The 22560-nt window shown below is 71.1% G+C and carries 21 protein-coding genes, 2 tRNA genes and 1 pseudogene; 9 read left to right on the plus strand and 15 right to left on the minus strand.

Annotated features, from left to right (window positions below; translation table 11 throughout):
• The 5 genes from ABD875_RS11545 to pknB are packed head-to-tail and all read left to right on the plus strand — an operon-like array spanning position 1 to position 7400.
• Positions 1-1302 (plus strand): PP2C family protein-serine/threonine phosphatase, encoded by a 1302-nt coding sequence (locus ABD875_RS11545; protein WP_345176440.1) that lies wholly within the window; start codon positions 1-3, stop codon positions 1300-1302.
• Complete coding sequence (locus ABD875_RS11550; RefSeq protein ID WP_345176443.1) at positions 1295-2728, plus strand: FtsW/RodA/SpoVE family cell cycle protein; 1434 nt, start codon at positions 1295-1297, stop codon at positions 2726-2728. Before ABD875_RS11545 ends, ABD875_RS11550 begins: the two co-directional genes overlap by 8 nt.
• Positions 2725-4200 carry a peptidoglycan D,D-transpeptidase FtsI family protein gene (locus ABD875_RS11555; RefSeq protein WP_345176447.1) on the plus strand — a complete coding sequence of 492 codons (1476 nt, stop codon included), beginning with the start codon at positions 2725-2727 and terminating at the stop codon, positions 4198-4200. Before ABD875_RS11550 ends, ABD875_RS11555 begins: the two co-directional genes overlap by 4 nt.
• Positions 4197-5582: a serine/threonine-protein kinase gene (locus ABD875_RS11560; protein ID WP_345176450.1), complete on the plus strand. Its 1386-nt coding sequence runs from the start codon at positions 4197-4199 to the stop codon at positions 5580-5582. The genes ABD875_RS11555 and ABD875_RS11560 overlap by 4 nt, the downstream gene beginning before the upstream one ends.
• Before the next feature lie 9 nt (positions 5583-5591).
• Positions 5592-7400: a Stk1 family PASTA domain-containing Ser/Thr kinase gene (gene pknB, locus ABD875_RS11565; protein ID WP_345176453.1), complete on the plus strand. Its 1809-nt coding sequence runs from the start codon at positions 5592-5594 to the stop codon at positions 7398-7400.
• On the opposite strand, the gene ABD875_RS11570 is transcribed toward pknB, so the two are convergent.
• Positions 7330-8148: a DUF881 domain-containing protein gene (locus ABD875_RS11570; protein WP_345176457.1), complete on the minus strand. Its 819-nt coding sequence runs from the start codon at positions 8146-8148 to the stop codon at positions 7330-7332. The two genes, pknB and ABD875_RS11570, sit on opposite strands and share 71 nt — an antisense overlap.
• Positions 8149-8230: 82 nt before the next feature.
• Between ABD875_RS11570 and ABD875_RS11575 the strand changes: the two genes are divergently transcribed.
• Positions 8231-8689, plus strand: a complete 459-nt coding sequence (locus ABD875_RS11575; RefSeq protein WP_345176461.1) for a cell division protein CrgA — start codon at positions 8231-8233, stop codon at positions 8687-8689.
• Positions 8690-8944: 255 nt separating this feature from the next.
• Here ABD875_RS11575 and ABD875_RS11580 read toward each other — a convergent pair whose 3' ends face one another.
• Both ABD875_RS11580 and ABD875_RS11585 read right to left on the minus strand, forming a co-directional pair.
• Complete coding sequence (locus ABD875_RS11580; protein ID WP_345176464.1) at positions 8945-9868, minus strand: rhomboid family intramembrane serine protease; 924 nt, start codon at positions 9866-9868, stop codon at positions 8945-8947.
• Positions 9869-9870: 2 nt separating this feature from the next.
• Complete coding sequence (locus ABD875_RS11585) at positions 9871-10383, minus strand: peptidylprolyl isomerase (RefSeq protein WP_345176467.1); 513 nt, start codon at positions 10381-10383, stop codon at positions 9871-9873.
• Between the two features lie 159 nt (positions 10384-10542).
• On the opposite strand from ABD875_RS11585, the gene ABD875_RS11590 reads away from it, so the two are divergent.
• Positions 10543-11115, plus strand: coding sequence for a hypothetical protein (locus tag ABD875_RS11590; protein ID WP_345176470.1), 573 nt, complete (start codon positions 10543-10545; stop codon positions 11113-11115).
• Positions 11116-11125: 10 nt separating this feature from the next.
• On the opposite strand, the gene ABD875_RS11595 is transcribed toward ABD875_RS11590, so the two are convergent.
• The 4 genes from ABD875_RS11595 to ABD875_RS11610 are packed head-to-tail and all read right to left on the minus strand — an operon-like array spanning position 11126 to position 14149.
• Complete coding sequence (locus tag ABD875_RS11595; protein ID WP_345176474.1) at positions 11126-12142, minus strand: 1-acyl-sn-glycerol-3-phosphate acyltransferase; 1017 nt, start codon at positions 12140-12142, stop codon at positions 11126-11128.
• Entirely contained in the window at positions 12139-12966 is an 828-nt protein-coding gene (locus ABD875_RS11600; RefSeq protein ID WP_345176478.1) for a patatin-like phospholipase family protein, read from the minus strand. The genes ABD875_RS11595 and ABD875_RS11600 overlap by 4 nt, the downstream gene beginning before the upstream one ends.
• Complete coding sequence (locus ABD875_RS11605; protein ID WP_345176481.1) at positions 12963-13388, minus strand: DUF3817 domain-containing protein; 426 nt, start codon at positions 13386-13388, stop codon at positions 12963-12965. The genes ABD875_RS11600 and ABD875_RS11605 overlap by 4 nt, the downstream gene beginning before the upstream one ends.
• A complete protein-coding gene (locus ABD875_RS11610) occupies positions 13385-14149 on the minus strand; it encodes an SURF1 family protein (RefSeq protein WP_345176485.1) in 765 nt (254 codons plus the stop codon). The genes ABD875_RS11605 and ABD875_RS11610 overlap by 4 nt, the downstream gene beginning before the upstream one ends.
• A gap of 60 nt (positions 14150-14209) precedes the next feature.
• Here ABD875_RS11610 and ABD875_RS11615 point away from each other — a divergent pair, with 60 nt between their 5' ends.
• Together ABD875_RS11615 and ABD875_RS11620 are read left to right on the plus strand one after the other, a co-directional pair.
• Positions 14210-14929, plus strand: a complete 720-nt coding sequence (locus ABD875_RS11615) for a FadR/GntR family transcriptional regulator (protein ID WP_345176489.1) — start codon at positions 14210-14212, stop codon at positions 14927-14929.
• On the plus strand, positions 14926-15633 hold the full coding sequence (locus ABD875_RS11620) for a sterol desaturase family protein (RefSeq protein ID WP_345176493.1): 708 nt from the start codon (positions 14926-14928) through the stop codon (positions 15631-15633). Before ABD875_RS11615 ends, ABD875_RS11620 begins: the two co-directional genes overlap by 4 nt.
• 55 nt (positions 15634-15688) lie before the next feature.
• Here ABD875_RS11620 and ABD875_RS11625 read toward each other — a convergent pair.
• From ABD875_RS11625 to ABD875_RS11660, 8 genes and pseudogenes are all read right to left on the minus strand, one after another.
• Positions 15689-15764, minus strand: a tRNA-Ala gene (locus tag ABD875_RS11625).
• 34 nt (positions 15765-15798) lie between these two features.
• Entirely contained in the window at positions 15799-15924 is a 126-nt protein-coding gene (locus ABD875_RS11630) for a DLW-39 family protein (protein WP_345176496.1), read from the minus strand.
• A gap of 44 nt (positions 15925-15968) precedes the next feature.
• A tRNA-Ile gene (locus ABD875_RS11635) sits at positions 15969-16045 on the minus strand.
• 71 nt (positions 16046-16116) lie between these two features.
• Positions 16117-16635 (minus strand): DUF3566 domain-containing protein, encoded by a 519-nt coding sequence (locus ABD875_RS11640; RefSeq protein WP_345176499.1) that lies wholly within the window; start codon positions 16633-16635, stop codon positions 16117-16119.
• Positions 16635-19268: a DNA gyrase subunit A gene (gyrA, locus tag ABD875_RS11645; protein WP_345176502.1), complete on the minus strand. Its 2634-nt coding sequence runs from the start codon at positions 19266-19268 to the stop codon at positions 16635-16637. Before gyrA ends, ABD875_RS11640 begins: the two co-directional genes overlap by 1 nt.
• 53 nt (positions 19269-19321) lie before the next feature.
• A complete protein-coding gene (gene gyrB / locus ABD875_RS11650) occupies positions 19322-21445 on the minus strand; it encodes a DNA topoisomerase (ATP-hydrolyzing) subunit B (protein ID WP_379187258.1) in 2124 nt (707 codons plus the stop codon).
• A gap of 278 nt (positions 21446-21723) precedes the next feature.
• The gene (locus ABD875_RS11655) at positions 21724-22248 is read right to left on the minus strand and encodes a DciA family protein (RefSeq protein ID WP_345176505.1); all 525 of its coding nucleotides are present in this window, start codon (positions 22246-22248) and stop codon (positions 21724-21726) included.
• Positions 22241-22560 (minus strand): annotated as a pseudogene (locus ABD875_RS11660) (DNA replication/repair protein RecF); the annotation flags it as partial. The gene ABD875_RS11655 and the pseudogene ABD875_RS11660, both read right to left, overlap by 8 nt.

Below are 22560 nucleotides of genomic sequence, written 5' to 3' on the forward strand. Positions count from 1 at the left end.
ATGACCGACCTGCGCCTGCGGTACGCCGCCACGTCCGACGTCGGCCGCGTCCGCAAGGACAACCAGGACTCCGGGTACGCCGGACCCTGGTTGATCGCGGTCTGCGACGGCGTCGGTGGCGCCGCCCGCGGCGACGTCGCGTCGGCGACCGCGATCCAGCAGGTGCGCAAGATCGACGGACCGCCGTCCGACGACCCCGACCACGACCTGCTGGCCCGGGTCGCCGGGGCGCTGCACCGCGCGCACGACCGGATCGGCGAGCTGGTCGACGAGGACCCGGCGCTGGACGGCACCAGCACGACCGCGACCGTCGCGCTCTTCGACGGCTCCCGCGTCGGCATCGGCCACGTCGGCGACAGCCGGGCCTACCTGTACCGCAGCGGCGAGATCACCCAGCTGACCGCTGACCACACGTTCGTGCAGAGCCTGATCGACGAGGGCCGCATCACCGAGGAGGACGCCCGCGTCCACCCGCACCGCAACCTCATCCTCAAGGCCCTCGACGGCGTCCACGAGGCCGAGCCGGACCTGTTCGTGATCGAGCTCGCGCTCGGCGACCGGCTGCTGCTCTGCAGCGACGGCGCGAGCGGAGTGCTCGACGACGGCCGGCTGGCCGACATCCTGAGCACCGGAAGCCCGGACTTCGCGACCGTCGAGCTCGTGCGCGCCAGCCTCGAGGCCGGCAGCTCCGACAACGTCACCTGCCTGGTCGCCGACGTCGTCGACGCCAGCACCGAGGTCGGCACCGACCCGCTCGTGGTGGGCGCCGCCGCCGACCCGAGACCGATCCGGCCGCGCGGCGCGATGAGCGGCATGACCAGCCTGTTCCGCGGCCACCGCGCGGGGGACACCGGCGAGCTCGAGCCGATCCAGGCCGAGATCCTCGACCCTCCCCCCGGCGTCCCGTTCGCGATCACCAGCGACCCGATCGACCCGGAGCAGGCGCGCTACGCGCCACGACCGCCGCGCCGGTTCGTCTGGCTCAAGCGGCTGCTGGCCGGGCTGGTCGTCGTCGGGCTGGCGTGGATCGTGCTCGCCGTGGCCTGGTCGTGGAGCCAGGACCAGTACTACGTGGGCGAGGAGGACGGCTACGTCATCATCTACCGCGGCCTGAACTCCGAGGTCGCCGGCTTCGACCTCTCCGAGCCCTACCAGCGCTCCGACGTCGAGATCGACCGGCTCAGCGAGATCGAGGCGGAGCGGGTCCGCGAGGGCATCGTCTACGACAACCCCGTCGACGCCGAGGCCAAGGTGCAGGACCTCGCGGCCCGGCAGGAGCCCGTCGAGAGCACGGATGAGTGACGTGGCCGCCCAGAAGTCAGCCCAAAGCAGCAGCCTGATGGGGTTCGTGCACCGGCGCCGCCGGGGCGCGGAGCTGTTCCTGCTGGTCCTCGCGCTCGCGGTCGGCATCGGGGCGTACGCCGCCGTCGGCCTCGGCGTCGAGGGCGAGGTCCCCGCCGACATCATCGGGTACGGCGGCTGGCTGGCGGCCCTGGTGATCGGCGCGCACGTCGTGATCCGCGTGGTCGCGCCGTACGCCGACCCGGTGCTGCTACCGGTGGTCGCGGCCCTCAACGGGCTCGGACTCGCGGTCATCTACCGCCTCGACCTGGCCGCGGAGGCGGTCGACCGCAAGAACGACTACGCCCAGCAGCAGCTCATCTGGATGACGCTCGGCGTGATCCTCTTCGTGGCCACGCTGGTCGCCATCCGCGACCACCGCGTGCTGCAGCGGTTCACCTACACCAGCGCCCTGGCCGCGATCCTCCTGCTGCTGCTGCCGATGGTCCCCGGCCTCGGCAAGGAGGTCTTCGGCGCGCGGATCTGGATCCAGGTCGGGCCGTTCAACTTCCAGCCCGGTGAGGTCGCCAAGGTCCTGATCGTCGTCGCGTTCGCGGGCTACCTCGTGCTGCACCGCGACGCCCTCGCCCTGGCCGGGCGCCGGGTGCTGTTCGTCGACCTGCCCCGCGGTCGCGACCTCGGCCCGATCCTGGTGATGTGGCTGGTCAGCCTCGGCATCCTGGTGTTCCAGCGCGACCTCGGCTCCAGCCTGCTGTTCTTCGGCGTGTTCCTGATCATGCTGTACGTCGCCACCGAACGGCCCGGCTGGCTGGTCGTCGGCGGCCTGCTGTTCGCGGGCGGCGCGCTCGCGGCGTACGTGCTGTTCGGCCATGTCCGCGAGCGCTTCCAGATCTGGCTCAACCCCTTCGACTTCTACACCGAGGAGCAGGGCGGGCAGAGCTTCCAGCCGGTCGAGGCGATGTTCGGCATGGGCTGGGGCGGCCTGATCGGCCGCGGCTTCGGTGACGGTGACCCGCTGCGGGTGCCGTTCGCCAACTCCGACTTCATCGTCGCCGCGATCGGCGAGGAGCTCGGGCTCACCGCGGTGATGGCGGTGATCGTGATGTACGGCCTGATCGTGGAGCGGGCGCTGCGCACCGCGCTGATCTGCCGCGACGGGTTCGGCAAGCTGCTCGCGACCGGCCTCGGCAGCGTGATCGCGCTGCAGGTGTTCGTCGTCATCGGCGGTGTCACCGGCCTGATCCCGCTGACCGGCCTGACCACGCCGTTCCTGTCGTACGGCGGCTCCTCGCTGATCGCGAACTGGGTGATCCTCGCGCTGCTCCTCCGCATCTCCGACCAGGCCCGCCGGCCCGTGCCGCAGCTGTCCGACGACACCGCGGCCATCGACACCGATGCCACCCAGGTGGTGAAGACGATCCGATGAACAAGCCGATCCGCACCATCTCGATCTTCTGCCTGGTGCTGTTCCTGGCGCTGCTGGTGAACGCGACGTACCTGCAGTACTGGCGCGCCGGCGCGCTGAACGACGACGGCCGCAACCGGCGCGCGATCAACGAGTCGTTCTCGGCGGAGCGCGGTGCGATCGTCGTCGGCCGCAACACCGCGGTCGCCAAGAGCGTGCCGTCCGACGACGAGTACAAGTTCCAGCGCACGTACCCCAAGCCCGAGGTCTACGCCCCGGTGACCGGCTGGTTCTCCTACTTCAGCCAGACCGGCGTGGAGCGCACCCAGAACGACATCCTGTCCGGCGAGGACGAGCAGCTGTTCGTCACCCGGCTGGTCGACCTGGTCAGCAACAAGCCGACCAAGGGCGGCAACGTGCTGCTGACCCTCGACCCGGACGCCCAGCAGGCGGCGTACGACGGGCTCGCGGCGCTCGGCCCGGAGACCCAGGGCTCGGTCGTCGCGCTCGACCCCAACACCGGGGCCGTGCTGGCGATGGTGTCGCTGCCGACCTACGACCCGAACGACATGGCCTCCCACGACTTCGGCGCCGTCGCCCGGACGTACGAGAAGCTCAACGAGGACCCGACCGAGCCGCTGCTGAACCGCGCCATCCAGACCCGCCTGCCACCCGGCTCGACGTTCAAGGTCGTCACCGCCGCGGCCGCGATCGAGGAGGGTCTGTACGACGCCGACTCGATGGTCCCGGGCGGCGACACCTACCAGCTGCCGCTGACCTCGGGCGAGACCGGCCTGATCGACAACGAGGGCCGCTCGTGCGGTGCGAACGGCACCAAGATCCCGTTCACCCAGGCCATGGAGCAGTCCTGCAACACGACGTTCGCCCAGCTCGCCGGTGAGGTCGGCGCCGAGGACATGAAGAAGACCGCCGAGGCGTTCGGCTTCAACCGCGGCTACCTCGACGACCTCTTCCCGCAGGTGGAGTCGCTGTTCCCGGAGGGGCTCGACGACGCCGAGCTCGGGCAGACCGGCTTCGGCCAGTTCGAGGTCGCCGCGACCCCGCTGCAGATGGCGATGGTCGCCGCCGGGCTCGCCAACGGCGGCACGGTGATGAAGCCGTACGTCGTCGACGAGCAGCAGTCGGCCGACCTCGACGTGCTCAGCAAGACCGACCCCGAGGAGCTCTCCCAGGCGGTCTCGTCGACGACCGCCCGCGAGGTCACGAAGCTCATGGTCGCGACGGTCGACGACGGCACCGCCTCGCCGGGCGCGATCGACGGGATCCAGGTGGCGGGCAAGACCGGGACCGCCCAGAGCGGCATCGACGCGGTGCCGCCGTATGCGTGGTTCATCTCGTACGCGCCGGCGGACAACCCGGAGGTCGCGGTCGCCGTGATGATCCAGAAGGCCGACATCCCCCGCGGTGAGATCGCCGGCGGTGTCTACGGTGGCCCGATCGCGAAGGCAGTGATGGAAGCGGTGATCCGATGAGCGAGCAGTTCGCAGACCAGGAGCAGCGGTACCGCCTCGACGCGCGGATCGCGACCGGCGGCATGGGCGAGGTGTGGCGGGCGACCGACACGACGCTGGGCCGCGAGGTGGCGGTCAAGCTGCTCAAGCAGGAGTACGCCGACGACCCGACGTTCCGCGCTCGCTTCGAGACCGAGGCCCGCCACGCCGCGTCGCTCCACCACCCGAACATCGCGAGCGTCTACGACTTCGGCGAGACCGAGCACCGGCCCTACCTGGTCATGGAGCTGGTCGACGGCCAGCCGCTGTCGTCGCTGATCCAGGGCGGGCGACCGATGGCGCCGGCCGCCGTGCGGGAGCTGCTCGCCCAGGCCGCCGACGGGCTGGGGGCCGCCCACGCCGCCGGCATCGTGCACCGCGACGTGAAGCCCGCGAACCTCCTCGTCACGCCGGACCGCCGGGTGAAGGTCACCGACTTCGGGATCGCGCGCGCGGCCGAGGGCATCGGCCTCACCGGCACCGGCGAGGTGATGGGCACGCCGCAGTACCTCTCCCCCGAGCAGGCTCAGGGCCAGACCTCCACCCCGGCCTCGGACGTGTACTCGCTGGGGGTCGTGGCCTTCGAGTGCCTGGCCGGAGAGCGCCCGTTCGTCGCCGAGACCGCGGTGGCGACCGCCCTGGCGCACCTGCGCGAGCCCGTGCCGGACCTGCCCCCGTCCGTCCCGGCGGACCTCTCGGCCGTCGTACGACGCTCGATGGCGAAGCTGCCGCAGGAGCGCTATCCCGACGGCGACGCGCTGGCCGACGCGCTGCGCAACCCCGCGACCGCCGCGACCGCGGTGGTGCCCTCCGCCGCGGCGCCGCCCCTGCCCGGGCCGGTCCCGACGACCACCACGCTGCCCACGGTCGACGAGCGACGCCGCAACTGGCTGTGGCCGGTGCTCGGGGTGATCGCGCTCGCCGTGGTGGCGATCCTCGTGGTCCTGCTGATCACCGAGCCCGCCGACGACGGCGCGCCCTCCGACGACGAGACCAGCCAGGGCCCGACGCAGTCGTCCACGGCGCCGTCCTCGCCGAGCGAGCCGACGTCGGAGGCGACCACCGAGGACACCTCGGTGACGCTGAACGCCGGCGACTACGTCGGCCGCCCGCTCGGCGACGTCGAGCGCGAGCTCGGCCAGCTGGGGCTGCGGGTGAACAGCGTCCAGGTCGACAACCCCGGCGACGAGATCGAGGGCGACGTCTCGGCGCTGAACCCGACGGGAAGGGTCGAGCAGGGCGACACGATCACCGTGAACTACTGGGGACCGCAGCCGACGCCGTCGGACACCCCGACGCCGACGCCGACCCCGACCGACACCGCCAGCCCGACTCCCGACGACAGCACGTCCCCGAGCAACTAAGGCACCTGGATGAACAACCAAGACCCGCCCCTGATCGGCGGTCGCTACGAGCTCGGCGAGCTCCTGGGCCGCGGCGGCATGGCCGAGGTCCGCAAGGGCACCGACAGCCGGCTCGGTCGCGTGGTCGCGGTCAAGCGGCTGCGCACGGACCTCGCCAGCGACGCGACGTTCCAGGCGCGGTTCCGCCGCGAGGCGCAGTCGGCGGCCTCGCTCAACCACCCGGCGATCGTGGCGGTCTACGACACCGGCGAGGAGCCGGCCAGCGACGGGTCCGGCGTCTCCCAGCCCTACATCGTCATGGAGTACGTCGCCGGCCGCACGCTGCGCGACATCCTGCGCGAGGGCCGCAAGATCCTGCCCGAGCGGGCGCTCGAGATCACCAGCGGCGTGCTGTCGGCGCTGGACTACAGCCACCGCGCGGGGATCATCCACCGCGACATCAAGCCCGGCAACGTGATGCTCACGCCCAGCGGCGACGTGAAGGTCATGGACTTCGGCATCGCCCGCGCGATCAGCGACGCGTCGTCGACGATGACTCAGACCGCAGCCGTGGTCGGCACCGCGCAGTACCTCTCCCCCGAGCAGGCCCGCGGCGAGACCGTCGACTCGCGCTCGGACGTCTACTCCGCCGGCTGCCTGCTCTACGAGCTGCTGACCGGGCGGCCGCCGTTCGTGGGCGACAGCCCGGTCGCGGTCGCCTACCAGCACGTGCGCGAGCCCGCCGTGCCCCCGTCGGACCACGACACCGAGCTGGCGCCCGAGATCGACGCGATCGTGATGAAGGCGCTGGCCAAGCGGGTCGAGGACCGGTACCAGTCGGCGGCCGCGATGCGCACCGACATCGAGCGCTACCTCTCCGGCCTGCCGGTGCAGGCGCCGATCCCGCCGGCGGTCCCGGTGGAGCAGCCGGCGTACACCGGGCAGACCGCCGCGATCGCGGCGTACCCGCCCGAGGACGACGACTCCGGCAGCCGGGCCAGGCTGTGGATCGCGCTCGGTCTGCTGGTCGTCGTGCTGGTCGCGGCGGCGTACTTCCTGCTGCCGAAGCTGTTCGAGTCGGCGCCCGAGCAGGTGCCGGTGCCGAACGTGACCGGCCTGACCGACAAGCAGGCGCGCGCCGCGATCGGGGAGGCCGGCCTCGCGGTCGGGCCGACCGAGCGCGAGAACAGCGACACGGTCAAGGCCGGCCGGGTCATCACCCAGACGCCGTCGGCCGACCAGTTCGTCGACCCGGAGACGCCGGTGAGCTACGTGATCTCGCTCGGCAAGCCCGAGGTCGAGGTGCCGTTCGTGATCGGCCAGGACAAGCTGGACGCCCAGGACCGGCTGCAGGCGATGGGCTTCGACGTCACGCTCGAGGAGGAGGAGTCCGACGAGCTCAAGGACGTCGTGGTCCGCACCGACCCGTCGCAGGGCGCGGTCGTCGCCGAGGGGACGACGGTGATCGTGTACTTCTCCGACGGTCGCGAGGAGGTGCCGAACGTCGTCGGGCTGCCGCAGGCGCAGGCGAAGGAGGAGATCCGCAACGCCGGCTTCGTCCCGCGGGTCATCGAGAACGCCAACACGACCGAGCCGGCCGGCACCGTGATCAAGCAGAGCCCCGGCGCTGGGGACACCCCGACCGAGGGCTCGACGGTCACCATCGAGGTGTCGTCGTTCGTCGAGCCGTCCGAGACGCCGAGCGAGACGCCGTCGGAGACCCCGACCGAGACGATCCCGCCGATCACCGAGCGGGGACTGCCGCCGGTCAGCTCCCCTGCGCGGCGAGCGGGACGGCGTAGTTCAGGTCCCGGAGGCCGTCGAACCCCGGCGCCCTGACCTCGTCCTCGAGCTCGAGCTCCCAGCCGACCGAGATCTCCGGGTCCTCGGCGTCCTCGCGGTACGCCGAGACGTAGCCGTCCTCCTCGAGCGCCATGAGGAGGCCGGACTGGGGGCCGACGGCCTGGATGACGTACGGCTGCGGGTAGGGCACGCCCTGGAGCTGGACCGAGTTGCCCTCGCACCGGATGCCGGTGGTCGACACGATCCGCTGGCCGGCGATGGTGACCGCGGTGGCCCCGCCCGTCCACAGCGCGTTGACGACCGCCTGGATGTCCTGCTGGTGCACCAGCAGCGGGTCGATGTCGCCGGTGGTGGAGTTGATGACGTCCTCGGGCGCGTCCGAGAGGGTCACCGTGACGCCGGGCCCGATCCGCTCGACCATGCCGGCCGGGTCCTCGAGCTCGGCGACCTTGTGCTGGTACCGCTTCACGTCCCGGTCGCTGATGGAGCGGCTCAGCGAGTCGACCTCGGCGTTCAGGTCGGCGACTCGCTCCTTCAGCTCGGCGGTCTCGTCGGCCTCGTCCTTCACCAGCGCCGCGAGGTCGGTGTAGCGGCCCGGGCGCAGGTCGGTGCCGCCGCTGTTCGCGGCGCTCACGACGAACAGCGCACCGCACAGGGCGATCACCAGCGGCGTCCCGAGACGCCACCGGCCGCGCGGGCGGTGCGGCGTACGCCGGAACAGGCGCGACGGGGCGTCCTCGGAGCCGGACGGCTCCGGGGGCCTCGCGTGGGATCCGCCGGTCACGACGACTAAGGTAGCCCGGAACCCGTGCGATCTCCGCACCGGCGACGAACTGTCAGGCACACGAACGACCCCAGGAGCACCCGTGGCCAAGGCCAAGCTCGACCCTCTCGCCCCCGTGCGGGGCCCCATCTTCACCGTGCGGTTCATCGTCGCGCTGGTGGCGATCGTGCTGGGCATCGCGTGGATGACGTACTACTACGTCGCGGTCCGGGTCGACCCGACCGCGTTCCCCGTGCCGGACGCCGGGTCCCCGAAGTTCATGGCCGACCTCGGCAACTGGAACTATTTGATCGGCTTCGGCCTGATCTTCCTCGGCCTGGTCGTCTCGGCGCACCCCTCCACGCCGCTCGGCCGCGGCCGAGGTGTCGTCGTCGGGATGCTCGGCTGCTTCCTGGTCGGCCTGATCTGGATCTGCACCTACTACGTCTTCAGCGACGACATCTCGAGCATCCCGGTCTTCAACGACTTGGGCCAGAAGAACCTGTTCGTCGGCATCGGGTTCATGGCGATCGGCTTCACGTTCGCCACCCGCTGGGAGTAGCCCCAGCCCCTCGTCTCTCCCCAGGAGCCGGTCGGTCCCACGCGGACCGGCCGGCTTTCTGCACATCTGGGGACAAGCATGTGGACAGAACTACACCGATGTAGTTCTCCACAGGTGTGTGCACAGGTGTGGAGGAATCTCCCCCGGTCGCGAGCCGGTCAAACCGCCGCAGGTAACGCGGGGTTAGGACCACTGGTCACCCCGAAATATCAGGGTGCCCAGAGGGCGTAACCCCGCGTTACAAGCGGGATCGGCTCAGGCGAGGGCGGCGGCGCGCAGGACCATCGCCAGCGCGAGGAAGCCGGAGACCGCGACGAGTCCACAGACCTGGAACGTCGTACGCCGGGGGCCGCGCGGGGCGTAGACGAGCAGGGCGGCGACGATCGCGCCGCCGACGAAGCCACCGAGGTGGCCCTGCCAGGAGATGTTGGGGACCGCGAACGTGATGAACACGTTGACCGCGATCAGCGCCCACAGCGAGCGCATGTCCGCGCCGACCTTGCGGGCCACGACGATCAGGGCGGCGAAGAGGCCGTAGATGGCCCCCGACGCGCCGAGCGTGACCTGGAACTCCGGCGCGGCCCACAGGACGACGGCGGAGCCGGCCAGCAGCGAGAGCACGTACAGCGCCAGGAACCGGGCCCGGCCGAGCGCGAGCTCGAGCTGGGGGCCGATCACCCAGAGGGCGAGCATGTTGAACAGGATGTGCGTGATCGCGACGTGGGTGAACCCCGACGTGAGCACCTGCCAGTAGGCGCCGTCGGCGAACCCGGGCAGCCACTCGCCGCCCTGCGCGGTGCACATCGCCTCGGTGACGTCGAACGCGCCCGGTCCGAGCCGGCACAGGCCGTTGGGCCGCAGCCCGAGCAGGTCGACGAGGCGGCTGCCGGAGCCGCCGGTGACGAAGATCGCGAACCACACCGCGGCGTTGATCGCGACGAGCACCATCGAGGTGACCGAGGCGTTGGTGGGCCGCAGCCCGCCGTACGCCGTTCGGGCGCTGCGCGTGGCCTTGATCCCCTCGTCGACGCAGGACGGGCACTGGAAGCCCACCGCCGCGTCCCGCATGCAGTCCGGGCAGATCGGCCGGTCGCAGCGCTGGCAGCGGATGTGCGACTCCCGGCCGGGGTGCCGGTAGCAGGTCGGCACCCCGGTCTCGGGAGGTGGAACGTCGGTCAAGGTCAGCCGCGGACGATCTCGACGGTCTCGATGACGACCGGGTCGACCGGGCGGTCGCCCGGACCGGTCGCGGTGGTGGCGATCGCGTCGACGACGTCGCGCGAGGCCTGGTCGGCGACCTCGCCGAAGATCGTGTGCTTGAAGTTCAGCCACGTGGTCGCGCCGACGGTGATGAAGAACTGCGAGCCGTTGGTGCCCGGGCCGGCGTTCGCCATCGCGAGCAGGTACGGCTTGTCGAAGACCAGCTCGGGGTGCGGCTCGTCCTTGAACGTGTAGCCGGGACCGCCGGTGCCGGTGCCGAGCGGGCAGCCGCCCTGGATCATGAAGCCCTCGATGACCCGGTGGAAGCCGAGGCCGTCGTAGAACGGGCCCGAGCGGCCGTTGCCGGCGTCGTAGGACTTGGAACCGTCCGCGAGGCCGGTGAAGTTCGCGACCGTCTCGGGGGCGTGGTCCGGGAACAGGTTCAGCGTGATGTCGCCCCGGTTGGTCTTGAGTACGGCCTGCAGGTCAGCCATGAGTGCCTCTCACGTCAAAGGGGTACACCACTAGGCGTACCTCGATCTGGTTGTGCCGTCCGATCCTTGCACGAGGGTCCAGCCGCTCGCCTCGGGCCTCCGGTTCGAGACGGGGTGCCATGATCGAAGAAGACAGGACACGACGAGAGGAAGTGCCAGATGGGTCTGCGCAAGAACAAGTCCCTCCTCGACCAGGCGAGCGACACCGTCACGCAGTACGTCGACCAGGTGAAGCCCCAGCTCGAGACGGCCGTGGCCTCCGCGAAGGACAAGGCCGGGCCCGCGCTCGCCGACGCCAAGGCCAAGGCCGGCCCCGCGATCGCCGATGCCCGGGCGAAGGCCGCCCCGGTCATCGCGACGGGCGCCGCGCTCGCGGCGGAGAAGGTCGCGGAGGCTGCGAACAAGGCAGCCCAGGCCGCCGACGACGTCGCGGCCAAGGCCGAGCAGGCCGCGACCCCGACGAAGAAGAAGCACCGCTTCCGCAAGCTCCTGCTGGTCACCGGGGTCGCCGCAGGCGCCGCCTTCGTCGCCAACAAGCTGCGCAGCGGATCCGAGAGCCAGAACTGGCAGTCCTCCTACACGCCGACCCCGGCACCGCCGGCCCGCCCGGTGACGCCGAACGACGAGGGTGGGGCCACGCCGACGGAGGCGATCGCCGACCAGGCGGAGGCGCCGCACCCGGCGACGACCCCCGACAACCCCGCCGACGTCGTCGACCTCGACAAGAAGTAGCAGTCGGTAGTCAGGACCGGCCGGTCAGATCGACCGGCCGGTTCTGCTCGATCCAGGCGTCGATCTGCTCCCACCGGGCGAACAGCCAGTCGATCCGCTCCTCCCGGCTCTCCGGGATCTCCTCGCGGGGCACCTGCCACCACCGCATCACGATCCGCTTGTCCATCGGCAGCTCGCGCCAGATGTCGCCGACGGTGACCAGGTGGTCGAGCCCGGTGTGCGCCACCAGCACCACGTCCGCCTCCGGCGCCGCGTCGAGCGCCGCGAGGAACCCACCGGGCCGCGGGGCGAGGACGTGGATCATCTGCTCCGCGCGCTGCGCCATCCGCTCCATCCCGAGCTTGCGCAGCCGGTCGATCGCCCGCTGCCGCCGGCCCGGGGTGAAGTTCCCGCCCTCCGGGAAGATCACGAACGCGTCGTTCGCGTCGAGGTCGGTCGCGAGCATCGCGATCTGGTCCTCCAGACGGGCGCCCTCGGCCGGGTTCGGGGTGATGAAGCGCGCCGGGATCCGGTTCAGCAGCACGTCGATCGCGGGGTCCCACGCGAGGGTGTCCTTGAGCACGACCCGCGGCTCGCGGTCGTACCACGCCATCAGGGTGTGGATCAGCACGAACGAGTCGCCGGGGCCGGCGTGGCGGCAGCACACCAGGATCGGCCGGCCCGGGTGTGCGTCCGGCGCCGGGCCCTCGGTCTCGATCCGCAGCCGCAGCACCCGCCGGGCCTCCCGGAAGAACACCCACATCGTGCCCTGCACCAGGTCGTAGTGGATGCCCTCGAAGTACGGCGAGCGCAGCTTCCACCCGAAGCCGGACGCGATCCACAGCCCGAAGAGCACGACCAGCAGCAGCGCCTCGCAGCTCAGGTAGACGATCGCGACCCACATGATGCGCAGCGGGCGGAGCCGGCCGGGCAGGATCGGCGACGCGGCCGAGGCGGCGATGAGCCACAGCGGCAGCGTGATCCACAGCAGCACCATCCCGACGACGAGGAGCGGCGCGATCACCATCCGCCGGACGACCCAGGTCACGGCAGGTGCTCGTCCAGGTAGTCGACGCACGCCTGGTAGGTCTCGTCGATCCGGTCCTGCACCCCCGCGAAGTCCCGGCTGCCGAACAGGGAGTCGTCCCGGCTCGACGTGCCCCGCGCGGGCAGGACGTGCGCGGTCACGCTGGCCGGCAGCTCCTCGAGCTCGCGGTTGAACCGGTGCCGCCGCGCGATCTCGAACGACACCCGGGCGACCTCCCACGGCCGCTTCGGCACGCTCAGCGGGCGGTCGATGCGCCCGACCTGGAGCACGAACACCTGCGACGCCCCGAGGTGGACGGCGCGGCCCAGCGGGATGGAGTTCACGATGCCGCCGTCGAGGTAGTGCTCGTCGCCGACCTTCGCCGGCGGCAGCAGGCCCGGTACGGCGGCGCTGGCGACCACCGCGTCGACGAGCCGGCCGGACTCGAACCAGTGCTCGGCGGCGCGCTCGATGCTGGCCGCGCAGACCTGGAACCGGACCGGGAGCTCCTCGATGGTGACGTCGCCGAACTCCTCCTCCAGCGCCTGCTGCAACGGCTTGGAGGACCACAGGTGGGTGCCGGTCTTCACGGCCCGGCGCACGGTGCGCAGCGGGGAGTCGCCGTACACGTCGGGGCCCGAGCCGGCCGCGGACTGCCACAGCGCGCCGAGCTTGTCGATCACCGACAGGTCCGGCTGCCGTGCGACCAGGGCGCCGTTGAGGGCGCCGACGCTCGTGCCGAGGACCAGGTCGGGGCGGATGCCGCGCTCGAACAACGCACGCAGCATCCCGACCTCGACGGCGCCGAGGACCCCGCCGCCGCCGAGCACGAACGCAGTCGTCACACCGGGGAGTGTTCCACCTGCGCCGGGTGCTCGGCGCGGACCCGCGCCGTCGCGCGGTGCTCGGCCCAGAAGCTGAGGATCGGGATGGTCCCGCACACGAGCGTCACGAGAGTGAACCCGATCGGCCAGCGCGCCTTGCGCGAGAGGATGAACGCGCTGACGAGGAAGATCATGTAGAGCCAGCCGTGGGCGACGCCGAGGTACTCGGTGATCCCCTCACCCAGGTCGTGGGCGCCGGAGCCGGCCTCCCAGATCTCGGGGGTGCTGGAGAAGATGCCCCACATGCCGGTGCCGTCGAAGTTGGCGAGCGGCACGCCGATCAGCACGAGCACCACGAGCAGCACACCGACGATCGTGGCCATCACGCGGTAGGCCAGCAGCGGGCGCCGGAGCTCGGGGTCGACGGGGGGCTTCTGGCTCACGATCCCGACGGTACCGGGTGGTCCTGCGGTGCCTCGTCCCCGGCCTCCACCGACGGTGCCGGCTCCGTGACCTCGCGCACCCAGCGCCACCACATGAACGCCGCGAAGAGCCCGAAGATCCACCACTCGACGGCATAGAGGAAGTTCTTCAGGCCCGTGGTCGCGCCCACCTCGGGGAGCTGCTCGAGCGTGGCGGCCTCGAGGCCGTCGCCGGGCTCGGTCGCGACGACGTACCCGCCGTACAGGTCCTGGTCGACGTGCTGGATGACGTCGGCCAGGCGCAGCTGCGGCAGTACGTCGTCGCCGGGGTCGTCGTCCATCTCACCGGTGCCCTCGCCCGGCTGGAGCCAGCCCTCGACCGTGGCGGGTCCCGTCGGGGGCGCGGGCGCCTGCTCGACCGTCGGCGCCCAGCCGCGCACGACCGGGATGGCGGCGTCGGTCCCGGTCACCGACACGGGGGTCACGACCCAGTAGCCGGCGCTGCCGTCGTGCTCGCGTCCGGAGACGAACACCGTGCCCTCGGGCACCCAGTCGCCGTCCAGCAGTACCGGCTGTCCGACCTGGTCGCCGGGGAACGGGTCGTCGGGGCCCAGCACGTCGGTGATCGCGACGGCGCGCGCACCGGTCAGGTCGGTCGCCTCCGCCTCGCGGTGCGCCTGCCAGGCGGCGTACTGCCACAGGCCCAGGCCGATCGCGGTGCCGACACAGACCAGCGCGACGAGATGCGCGCCCCAGTACCGCGGAGCGAGCTTGCCGGACACGGTCCCAGCGTACGCCCGACCCTACTGGTCAGACCACTTGACCTCCGGTACGGTCGGGGGATGCCGTTGACGCCCGTGACCCGCCGCTCCGTCCCCGACGAGGTCTTCGACCAGGTGCTCGCCGAGGTCGTCGACGGCGGCATCGGCGCCGGCGAGGCCCTGCCCAGCGAGCGCCGCCTCGCCGAGGTCCTCGGCGTCTCCCGGCCGGCGGTGCGCGAGGCCCTGCAGCGGATGACACAGACCCGGCTGCTCGACGTCCGGCACGGCGGCGCGACCACGGTGCGCGACTTCCGCAGGTACGGCGGCCTCGACCTGCTGCCGCTGCTGCTGGTGCGCGGCGGGCGGGTCGACGCGGCGGTCGCGCGCAGCATCCTGGAGGCGCGCCTCGTGGTCGGCCCCGGCGTCGCGGTGCTGGCCGCCGAGCGTGGGGGTCCCCCGCTCGAGGCGCTGCTCGCCGCGTCCGTCGACGCGTTGGCCGCCACCGACGACGGCGTCGAGCAGCAGCAGCACGCGCTCGCGTTCTGGGACCACGTGGTCGACGCGGCCGACTCGATGGTCTTCCGCCTGATGTTCAACAGCCTGCGCGCGGCGTACGAGCCCGCCCTCGAGGCGCTCGCGCCGCTGATGGCCGCCGAGGTCGGGCAGCCCGGTGCCTACCGGCTGCTCGCCGCCGCGATCGGCGCGGGCGACCCCGAGACCGCACGCGCCGCCGCGGACCGCGTGCTCCGCCCGGCGACCACCTCGATCCTGTCCGCCCTGGAGGCACTGGAGGAGTCATGACCGACATCGACCGGCTGGCCGCGCAGCGGCTCGCCGCCGACGAGGCCCGGATCACCGGGTCCCGGCGCACCAACGTCTCGCTCGGCGGCGCCTGGCGGGCGTTCTGGCGGGCGCCGAGCCCGTGGATGATCTCGACCTTCCTGGTCGCGGCGGTCGCCGGCCGGGTCGCGGTCGGCGGCGGCGCCCGGTGGGAGCCGCTGATCCCGGTCGCGCTCGTCGCCGCCTTCCCGCTCATCGAGTGGGTGATCCACGTGTGCATCCTGCACTGGCGCCCGCGCCGCCTCGGTCCGCTCGAGATCGACTCCCTGCTGGCCCGCGAGCACCGCGCCCACCACGCCGACCCGCGCGACCTCCCACTGGTGTTCATCCCCTGGCGAGCACTGCTGTGGCTGCTCCCGGCGTACGTCGTGGTCGCGTGGCTGGTCACGCCGACGACGACGAGCATGCTCACGCTGCTCGTGTCGGTCTACGGCATCAAGCTCGGCTACGAGTGGACCCACTACCTCGTGCACAGCGACTACCGGCCGCGCTCGCGCTGGTTCCGCTCGGTGTGGCGCAACCACCGGCTGCACCACTACAAGAACGAGCACTACTGGTTCACGGTCACCACGGCGGGTACGGCGGACCGGCTGCTCGGCACCTACCCGGACCCGAGCACCGTGGAGACCTCGCCGACGGTCCGCGACCTGCACGCGCGGGGCTGACACGCGGGCGGAACGTCTCCGGGGTCTCGGCGGAGAGCGGCCGAAGGTCGAGCAGTGGTGGAGCCTAGGGGACTCGAACCCCTAACCCCCTGCTTGCAAAGCAGGTGCGCTACCAATTGCGCCAAGGCCCCGGGTGGACCCGATCGGGCCCGAGGAGAAGCGGCGTCAGCCGCGGGAGACCGAGTCGGTGGCCTCGGCCCAGAGCGCCTGCTCCTTCTTGCCCTCGTCGATCTTGCGCTTCACGACGAGGCCGACACCCACGAGGAGGACCAGCAGCAGGATCTTCTTCATGGTGACTCCCAGAGGATCGGGCTTCGCCCGGTGACCGGGCCGGGTGGTGGGCCTAACAGGACTTGAACCTGTGACCTCTTCCTTATCAGGGAAGCGCTCTAACCGTCTGAGCTATAGGCCCCGAACCGAGGCTGAACACTACCCCAGCGGCCGAACGACCGACAAAACGGGGGAGTCCTCAGGACCGGCAGGTCAGCGCTCGTCCTCCGCGAGCGTCAGCTCCACACCGCCGAGCAGCGCCGCCGACATGTTGTAGAGGAACGCACCGAGGGTGGCGATCGCGGTGATCAGGATGACGTCGACCACGGCCACGAGCATCGTGAAGCCCATGACGCGGGACAGGCCGACGTACTTCTCGACGTCCCAGCCGGCCGCCTCCTCGCCGCCGACCACGTCCTGGACGGTGTCGTTGATCGAGTCCCAGACCCCGGCGGCCGCGAGGACCGACCAGATGATGAAGACCGAGACCACGGTGACCACGGCGAACGCGATGGCCAGCAGGAACGAGGTCTTCATCACCGACCAGGGGTCGATCCGGGTCAGCCGGAGCCGGGCCCGCCGCGGTGGCTTGCGGCCGGCGGCGGCCTTCTTCGCCTGCTTGGCGGACTCGGGAGTGGCGTTCGCGCGGTGCTCGTCCGCGGCGTTCGACAACTTCGCCGAGATCCGCTCACTCAGAGGCGGGCGGACGGCAGTGTCCTGGCCGTCGGTCATCAGCTCTCACTCTCTCCGTCGGTGTCCGACCCGGGCTCGGTCTCCGCACCGGCGGACGCGTCGATTGTTGCATCCGTACCCTCATCGGACGACTCGGCAGCCTGATCGGTTGCCTCGACGCCTTCCTCGTCCTCCTCGCGCGCCTCGACCGAGCGGGCGACGACGGCGACCGCGTCGCCCGACTTGGGCGTCACGAACTTCACGCCCTGCGTCGAGCGCCCGGTCGGGCGGAAGTCGGCGTTGATCGGGCTGCGCACGACCTGGCCGCCCTGCGTGATCGAGAGGATCTCGTCGCCGTCCTCGACGATGAACGCGCCGACCAGGCCGCCGCGGTCCTCGTTGGTCAGGGTCATCGCCTTGACGCCCTTGGTGCCGCGGTTGGTGAGGCGGTACTCGCTGATCCGGCTGCGCTTGGCGTAGCCGCCGTCGGTCATCGTGAAGACGTACTGGATGTTCTCCTCGGACTCCTCGGTCGCGGCCTGCGCGGCCCGGATCACCGACATCGAGAGCACGTTGTCCTCGGCGGCGATGTCCATGCCGCGGACGCCGGAGGTCGCCCGGCCCATCGGCCGCAGCTGGGCGTCGTCGGCCTTGAAGCGCACGGCCTGGCCGCGACGCGACACGAGCAGGATCTCGTCCTCGGCGTTGACCAGCTCGGCGCCGATCAGCTCGTCGTCCTCGTCGCGGAAGTTGATCGCGATGACGCCGGCCTGGCGGGGGCTGTTGTAGTCGCCGAGACGGGTCTTCTTGATCAGGCCCTTGCGGGTCGCGAGGACGAGGTACGGCGCCTGCTCGTAGTCACGGATCGCCAGCACCTGCGCGATGTTCTCGTCGGGCTGGAACGACAGCAGCCCGGCGACGTGACCGCCCTTGGCGTCGCGCGACGCCTCGGGGAGGTTGTACGCCTTCGTGCGGTAGACCCGGCCGGCCGTGGTGAAGAACAGCAGCCAGTGGTGGTTGGTGGTCGCGATGAAGTGCTCGACCACGTCGTCGCCGCGGAGCGTCGCGCCGCGCACGCCCTTGCCGCCCCGCTTCTGGGTGCGGTACTGGTCGGCGCGGGTGCGCTTGGCGTAGCCGCCGCGGGTGATGGAGACGACCAGGTCCTCGTCGGGGATCAGGTCCTCCATCGAGAGGTCGCCGTCGGCCGCGATGATCTGGGTACGCCGGTCGTTGCCGTACTTCTCGACGATCTCGCCGAGCTCGTCGGCGACGATCTGCCGCTGCCGGGAGACGTTGGCGAGGATGTCCTCGAGGTCGGCGATCTCGAGCTCGATCTCGGCCAGGTTGTCGATGATCTTCTGGCGCTGCAGCGCGGCCAGCTGGCGCAGCTGCATGTCGAGGATCGCGGTCGCCTGGATCTCGTCGATCTCCAGCAGCGCGATGAGGCCCTCGCGCGCCTCGGCGACGTCGGGCGAGCGCCGGATCAGCGCGATGACCTCGTCGAGCTGGTCGAGCGCCTTGACCAGGCCGCGCAGCACGTGGGCGCGCTTCTCGGCCTCACGGAGGCGGAACTCGGTACGCCTGCGGATGACCTCGATCTGGTGGGTGACCCAGTTGCTGATGAACTGGTCGATCGACAGCGTGCGGGGCACGCCGTCGACCAGGGCCAGCATGTTCGCGCTGAAGTTGGTCTGCAGCTCGGTGTGCTTGAGCAGGTTGTTGAGCACCACCCGGGCGACCGCGTCGCGCTTGAGCACGACGACCAGCCGCTGGCCGGTGCGGTCGGAGGTGTCGTCGCGGACGTCGGAGATCCCCTGGACCTTGCCGGTGTCGGCGAGCTCGGCGATCTTCAGCGCCAGGTTGTCCGGGTTCACCATGTACGGCAGCTCGGTGATCACCAGGCAGGTACGGCCCTTGGCGTCCTCGTCGACCTCGATCACCGCGCGCTGGGTGATGGAGCCGCGGCCGGTGCGGTAGGCCTGCTCGATGCCCTGGTGACCGACGATCAGCGCGCCGTTCGGGAAGTCCGGGCCCTTGATCCGCTCGAGCAGCGCCTCCTGGAGCTCCTCGCGGGTGGCGTCGGGGTTCTCGAGCGCCCACTTGGCGCCCTCGGCGACCTCGCCCAGGTTGTGCGGCGGGATGCTCGTGGCCATGCCGACCGCGATGCCGGCCGAGCCGTTGACCAGCAGGTTCGGGAACCGCGAGGGGAGCACGACGGGCTCCTCGGAGCGGCCGTCGTAGTTGGGCTGGAAGTCGACGGTGTCCTCGTTGATGTCGCGGACCATCTCCATGGCCAGCGGCGCCATCCGGCACTCGGTGTACCGCATCGCAGCGGCGGAGTCGTTGCCCGGCGAGCCGAAGTTGCCCTGCCCGTTGACCAGCGGCGCGCGCATGACCCACGGCTGCGCGAGGCGGACCAGGGTGTCGTAGATCGCGGTGTCGCCGTGCGGGTGGTACTGACCCATCACGTCACCGACGACGCGCGAGCACTTCGAGAAGCCACGGTCGGGGCGGTAGCCGCCGTCGTACATCGCGTAGAGCACCCGGCGGTGCACCGGCTTCAGGCCGTCGCGGACGTCGGGCAGCGCGCGGCCGACGATGACCGCCATCGCGTAGTCGATGTAGGCCCGCTGCATCGAGGTCTGCAGCTCGACGGGCTCGATCCGGCCGCCGCCGGTGGGGGTCTCAGTCAAGGTCTTGCTCTCTCTCGTCGTCTCTTCCCGTATCTAGTTCTCTTGCTAGAGATCTAGATATCGAGGAATCGGACGTCCTTGGCGTTGCGCTGGATGAAGGAGCGGCGCTGCTCGACGTCCTCGCCCATCAGGATCGAGAAGATCTCGTCCGCGTGGGCGGCGTCGTCGAGCGTCACCTGCAGCATCAGGCGCTGCTCGGGATCCATCGTGGTCTCCCACAGCTCCTTGGCGTTCATCTCGCCGAGACCCTTGTAGCGCTGGACCGGGTTCTCCTTGGGGAGCTTCTTGCCGGCTTCCTGGCCGTCGCGCAGCAGCGCGTCGCGCTCGGAGTCGGAGTAGACGAACTCGTGCTCGTGCGGCTTGTTCCACCGCAGCCGGTACAACGGCGGCTGAGCCATGTAGACGTAGCCGCCCTCGATGAGCGGCCGCATGAAGCGGAACAGCAGCGTGAGCAGCAGGGTGTTGATGTGGTGGCCGTCGACGTCGGCGTCGGCCATCAGCACGACCTTGTGGTAGCGCAGCTTGTCGATGTCGAACTCGTCCTGGATGCCGGTGCCGAGCGCGGAGATGATCGACTGCACCTCGGTGTTGGCCAGCACCTTGTCGATGCGGGCCTTCTCGACGTTCAGGATCTTGCCGCGGATCGGGAGGATCGCCTGGATCCGGGGGTCGCGACCCTGGCGGGCCGAGCCGCCGGCGGAGTCACCCTCGACGATGAAGACCTCGCACTCGGCGGGGTTGGTCGACTGGCAGTCCGACAGCTTGCCGGGAAGCCCGCCGCCACCGAGCAGGCCCTTGCGGTTGCGCGCGAGGTCGCGCGCCTTGCGGGCGGCGATGCGGGCGGTCGCGGCGGCCTGGGCCTTGCGGATGATCTCCTTGCCCTCGGCCGGGTTCTGCTCGAGCCAGGCGCCGAGCTGGTCGTTGACGACGCGCTGCACGAAGCCCTTGGCCTCGGTGTTGCCGAGCTTGGTCTTGGTCTGGCCCTCGAACTGCGGCTCCCCGAGCTTGACCGAGATGATCGCGGTCAGGCCCTCGCGGATGTCGTCGCCGGTGAGCCGGTCCTCCTGCTTCTTCATCAGGCCCCACTCGAAGCCCCAGTTGTTGACCAGGGAGGTGAGAGCCGCGCGGAAGCCCTCCTCGTGGGTGCCGCCCTCGTGGGTGTTGATGGTGTTCGCGAACGTGTGGACCGACTCGTTGAACGAGACGTTCCACTGCATGGCCACCTCGAGGCTCATGTGGTTCTCGACGTTGTCGGGCGTCTCGGCCTCGAACGAGATGACCGACGGGTTCGCCGGCTGCTTCTTGCGGTTGATGTGCTCGACGTAGTCGACCAGGCCGCGGTCGTACTTGAAGACCTGCTCGATGCCGCCGCCCTCGCCGCGCTTGATCCCGTCGGCGCGGTCGGAGTCCACGTCGCCGGCCACCGTGTCGTCCTCGACGGCGTCGACGATCTCGTCGGCGGCCGGGCGCTCGTCGCGGACGACGATCTCCAGGCCCTTGTTGAGGAACGCCATCTCGCGGATCCGCGAGGTGATCGTCTCGAGGGAGTACGACGTGGTCTCGAAGATGTCGGGGGAGGCCCAGAACGTGACCGCGGTGCCGGTGCTCTCGCCCGGCTCCATCGGGCGGACCTTCTCGAGCTCACCGTCGGGGACGCCGACGGTGAAGGTCTGGCGCCATAGGTGGCCGCGGTTCTTCACCTCGGCCAGCACCCGGCTCGACAGCGCGTTCACGACCGAGACGCCGACGCCGTGCAGACCGCCGGAGACCTTGTAGCCGCCGCCGCCGAACTTGCCGCCCGCGTGCAGGACGGTCAGGGCGAGGGTCAGTGCCGGGAGCTCCTGGCCGGGCGCGGTGTCGGTCGGGATGCCGCGGCCGTTGTCCTCGACCCGGACGCCGCCGTCGGCCTGGAGCGTGAGGACGATCCGGTCGCAGTGACCGGCGAGGGCCTCGTCGACCGCGTTGTCCACGATCTCCCAGATCAGGTGGTGCAGCCCGCGCTCACCGGTCGAACCGATGTACATGCCGGGGCGCTTGCGCACCGCCTCGAGGCCCTCGAGGACCTGGATCGCGGAGGCGTCGTACTCGGTCTCCACCCGCTTGGTGGGTGTCAGGGCCGAGGGGGCGGGCGTGGGAGTGGGGGACTCGTCCGGCTCGACGGGGCTGACGTCGCTCACGCGTACCTCTTCTGCGGCTGTGGACCTGGTCGTGACACGGGGTCGTGACAAGGAGTCGTGACATGGAGATGGCCGCAGCGCGAGGGCTGGACGGCCAAGCCCCATGATAGCCCTCTGAGGGCCGTGTTCCACGTGTCCACCTCCACAGGAGGGACATCTGGGGACGAAATCGGGCCACAGGCGTCCCGTGAGCGCGCCTCCGGGGCCCGAACAGGGGTGCGGACAGGTCCCGGTATGGCTGTGCACCCGCCAGGACGCCTCAGGCTGCCCGGCGCGGATCAGCCGTAGGTGTCGCGCGGCCCGCGCCCGTCGCGCACCGACCGGGGGCCCTTCTTCCACGTCGGCAGGTGGGGTCCGAGTACGTCGATCACGGTCACGGTGCCGTGCCCGAGCTCCTCGTTGAGGCGGCGTACGACGGTGGGGGCGAGCAGCCGCAGCTGGGTGGCCCATGCGGTGGAGTCGGTGCGGACCACGAGCTTGCCGTCCGCGAACGACTCCGGCGTGCAGTGCGCCGCGACGTCGTCGCCGACCAGCTCGGCCCAGCGGCCGAAGACCCCGTGGACGCGCAGGTCGAGCTCCCACCCGTGGTCGGCGACCAGCCGCCCGAGCGTGCTGTCCAGCAGCTGCGGGTCCCGATCGTCGGGGTGGGCGCCGGTCACCCGGCCGCGCGTCGGCTTGTCCCGCGTGCGCCGCCGGGCCCGCGCGGCCGGGGTCGACTTCGCGGTGGCGCGGGTGATCGCGCGGGCGAGGTCGAGGCCGTCGTCGGACCGCTCGACCTCCTCCTCGCTCGCGTCGTCACTCACGGGTGACCTCCCCGCCCGCGACGCGGTAGCGCACCCCGGCCAGCGCCTCGGGCACGTCGGCGCCCACCGCCGCGGTGACCAGGACCTGCTCAGCGCCCGCGACCAGGTCCGCGAGCTGGGCGCGCCGCTCGGTGTCGAGCTCGGCGAACACGTCGTCGAGGATCAGGATCGGGTCGTCCCCGTCGGCGCGGAGCAGGTCGTACGACGCCAGGCGCAGCGCCAGCGCGAACGACCACGACTCGCCGTGCGAGGCGTAGCCCTTCACCGGCAGGTCCCCGAGCCGCAGCAGCAGCTCGTCACGGTGCGGACCCA

Source organism: Nocardioides caricicola, assembly GCF_039541135.1.
In the GTDB taxonomy this organism is placed as follows: Bacteria; Actinomycetota; Actinomycetes; order Propionibacteriales; family Nocardioidaceae; genus Nocardioides; species Nocardioides caricicola.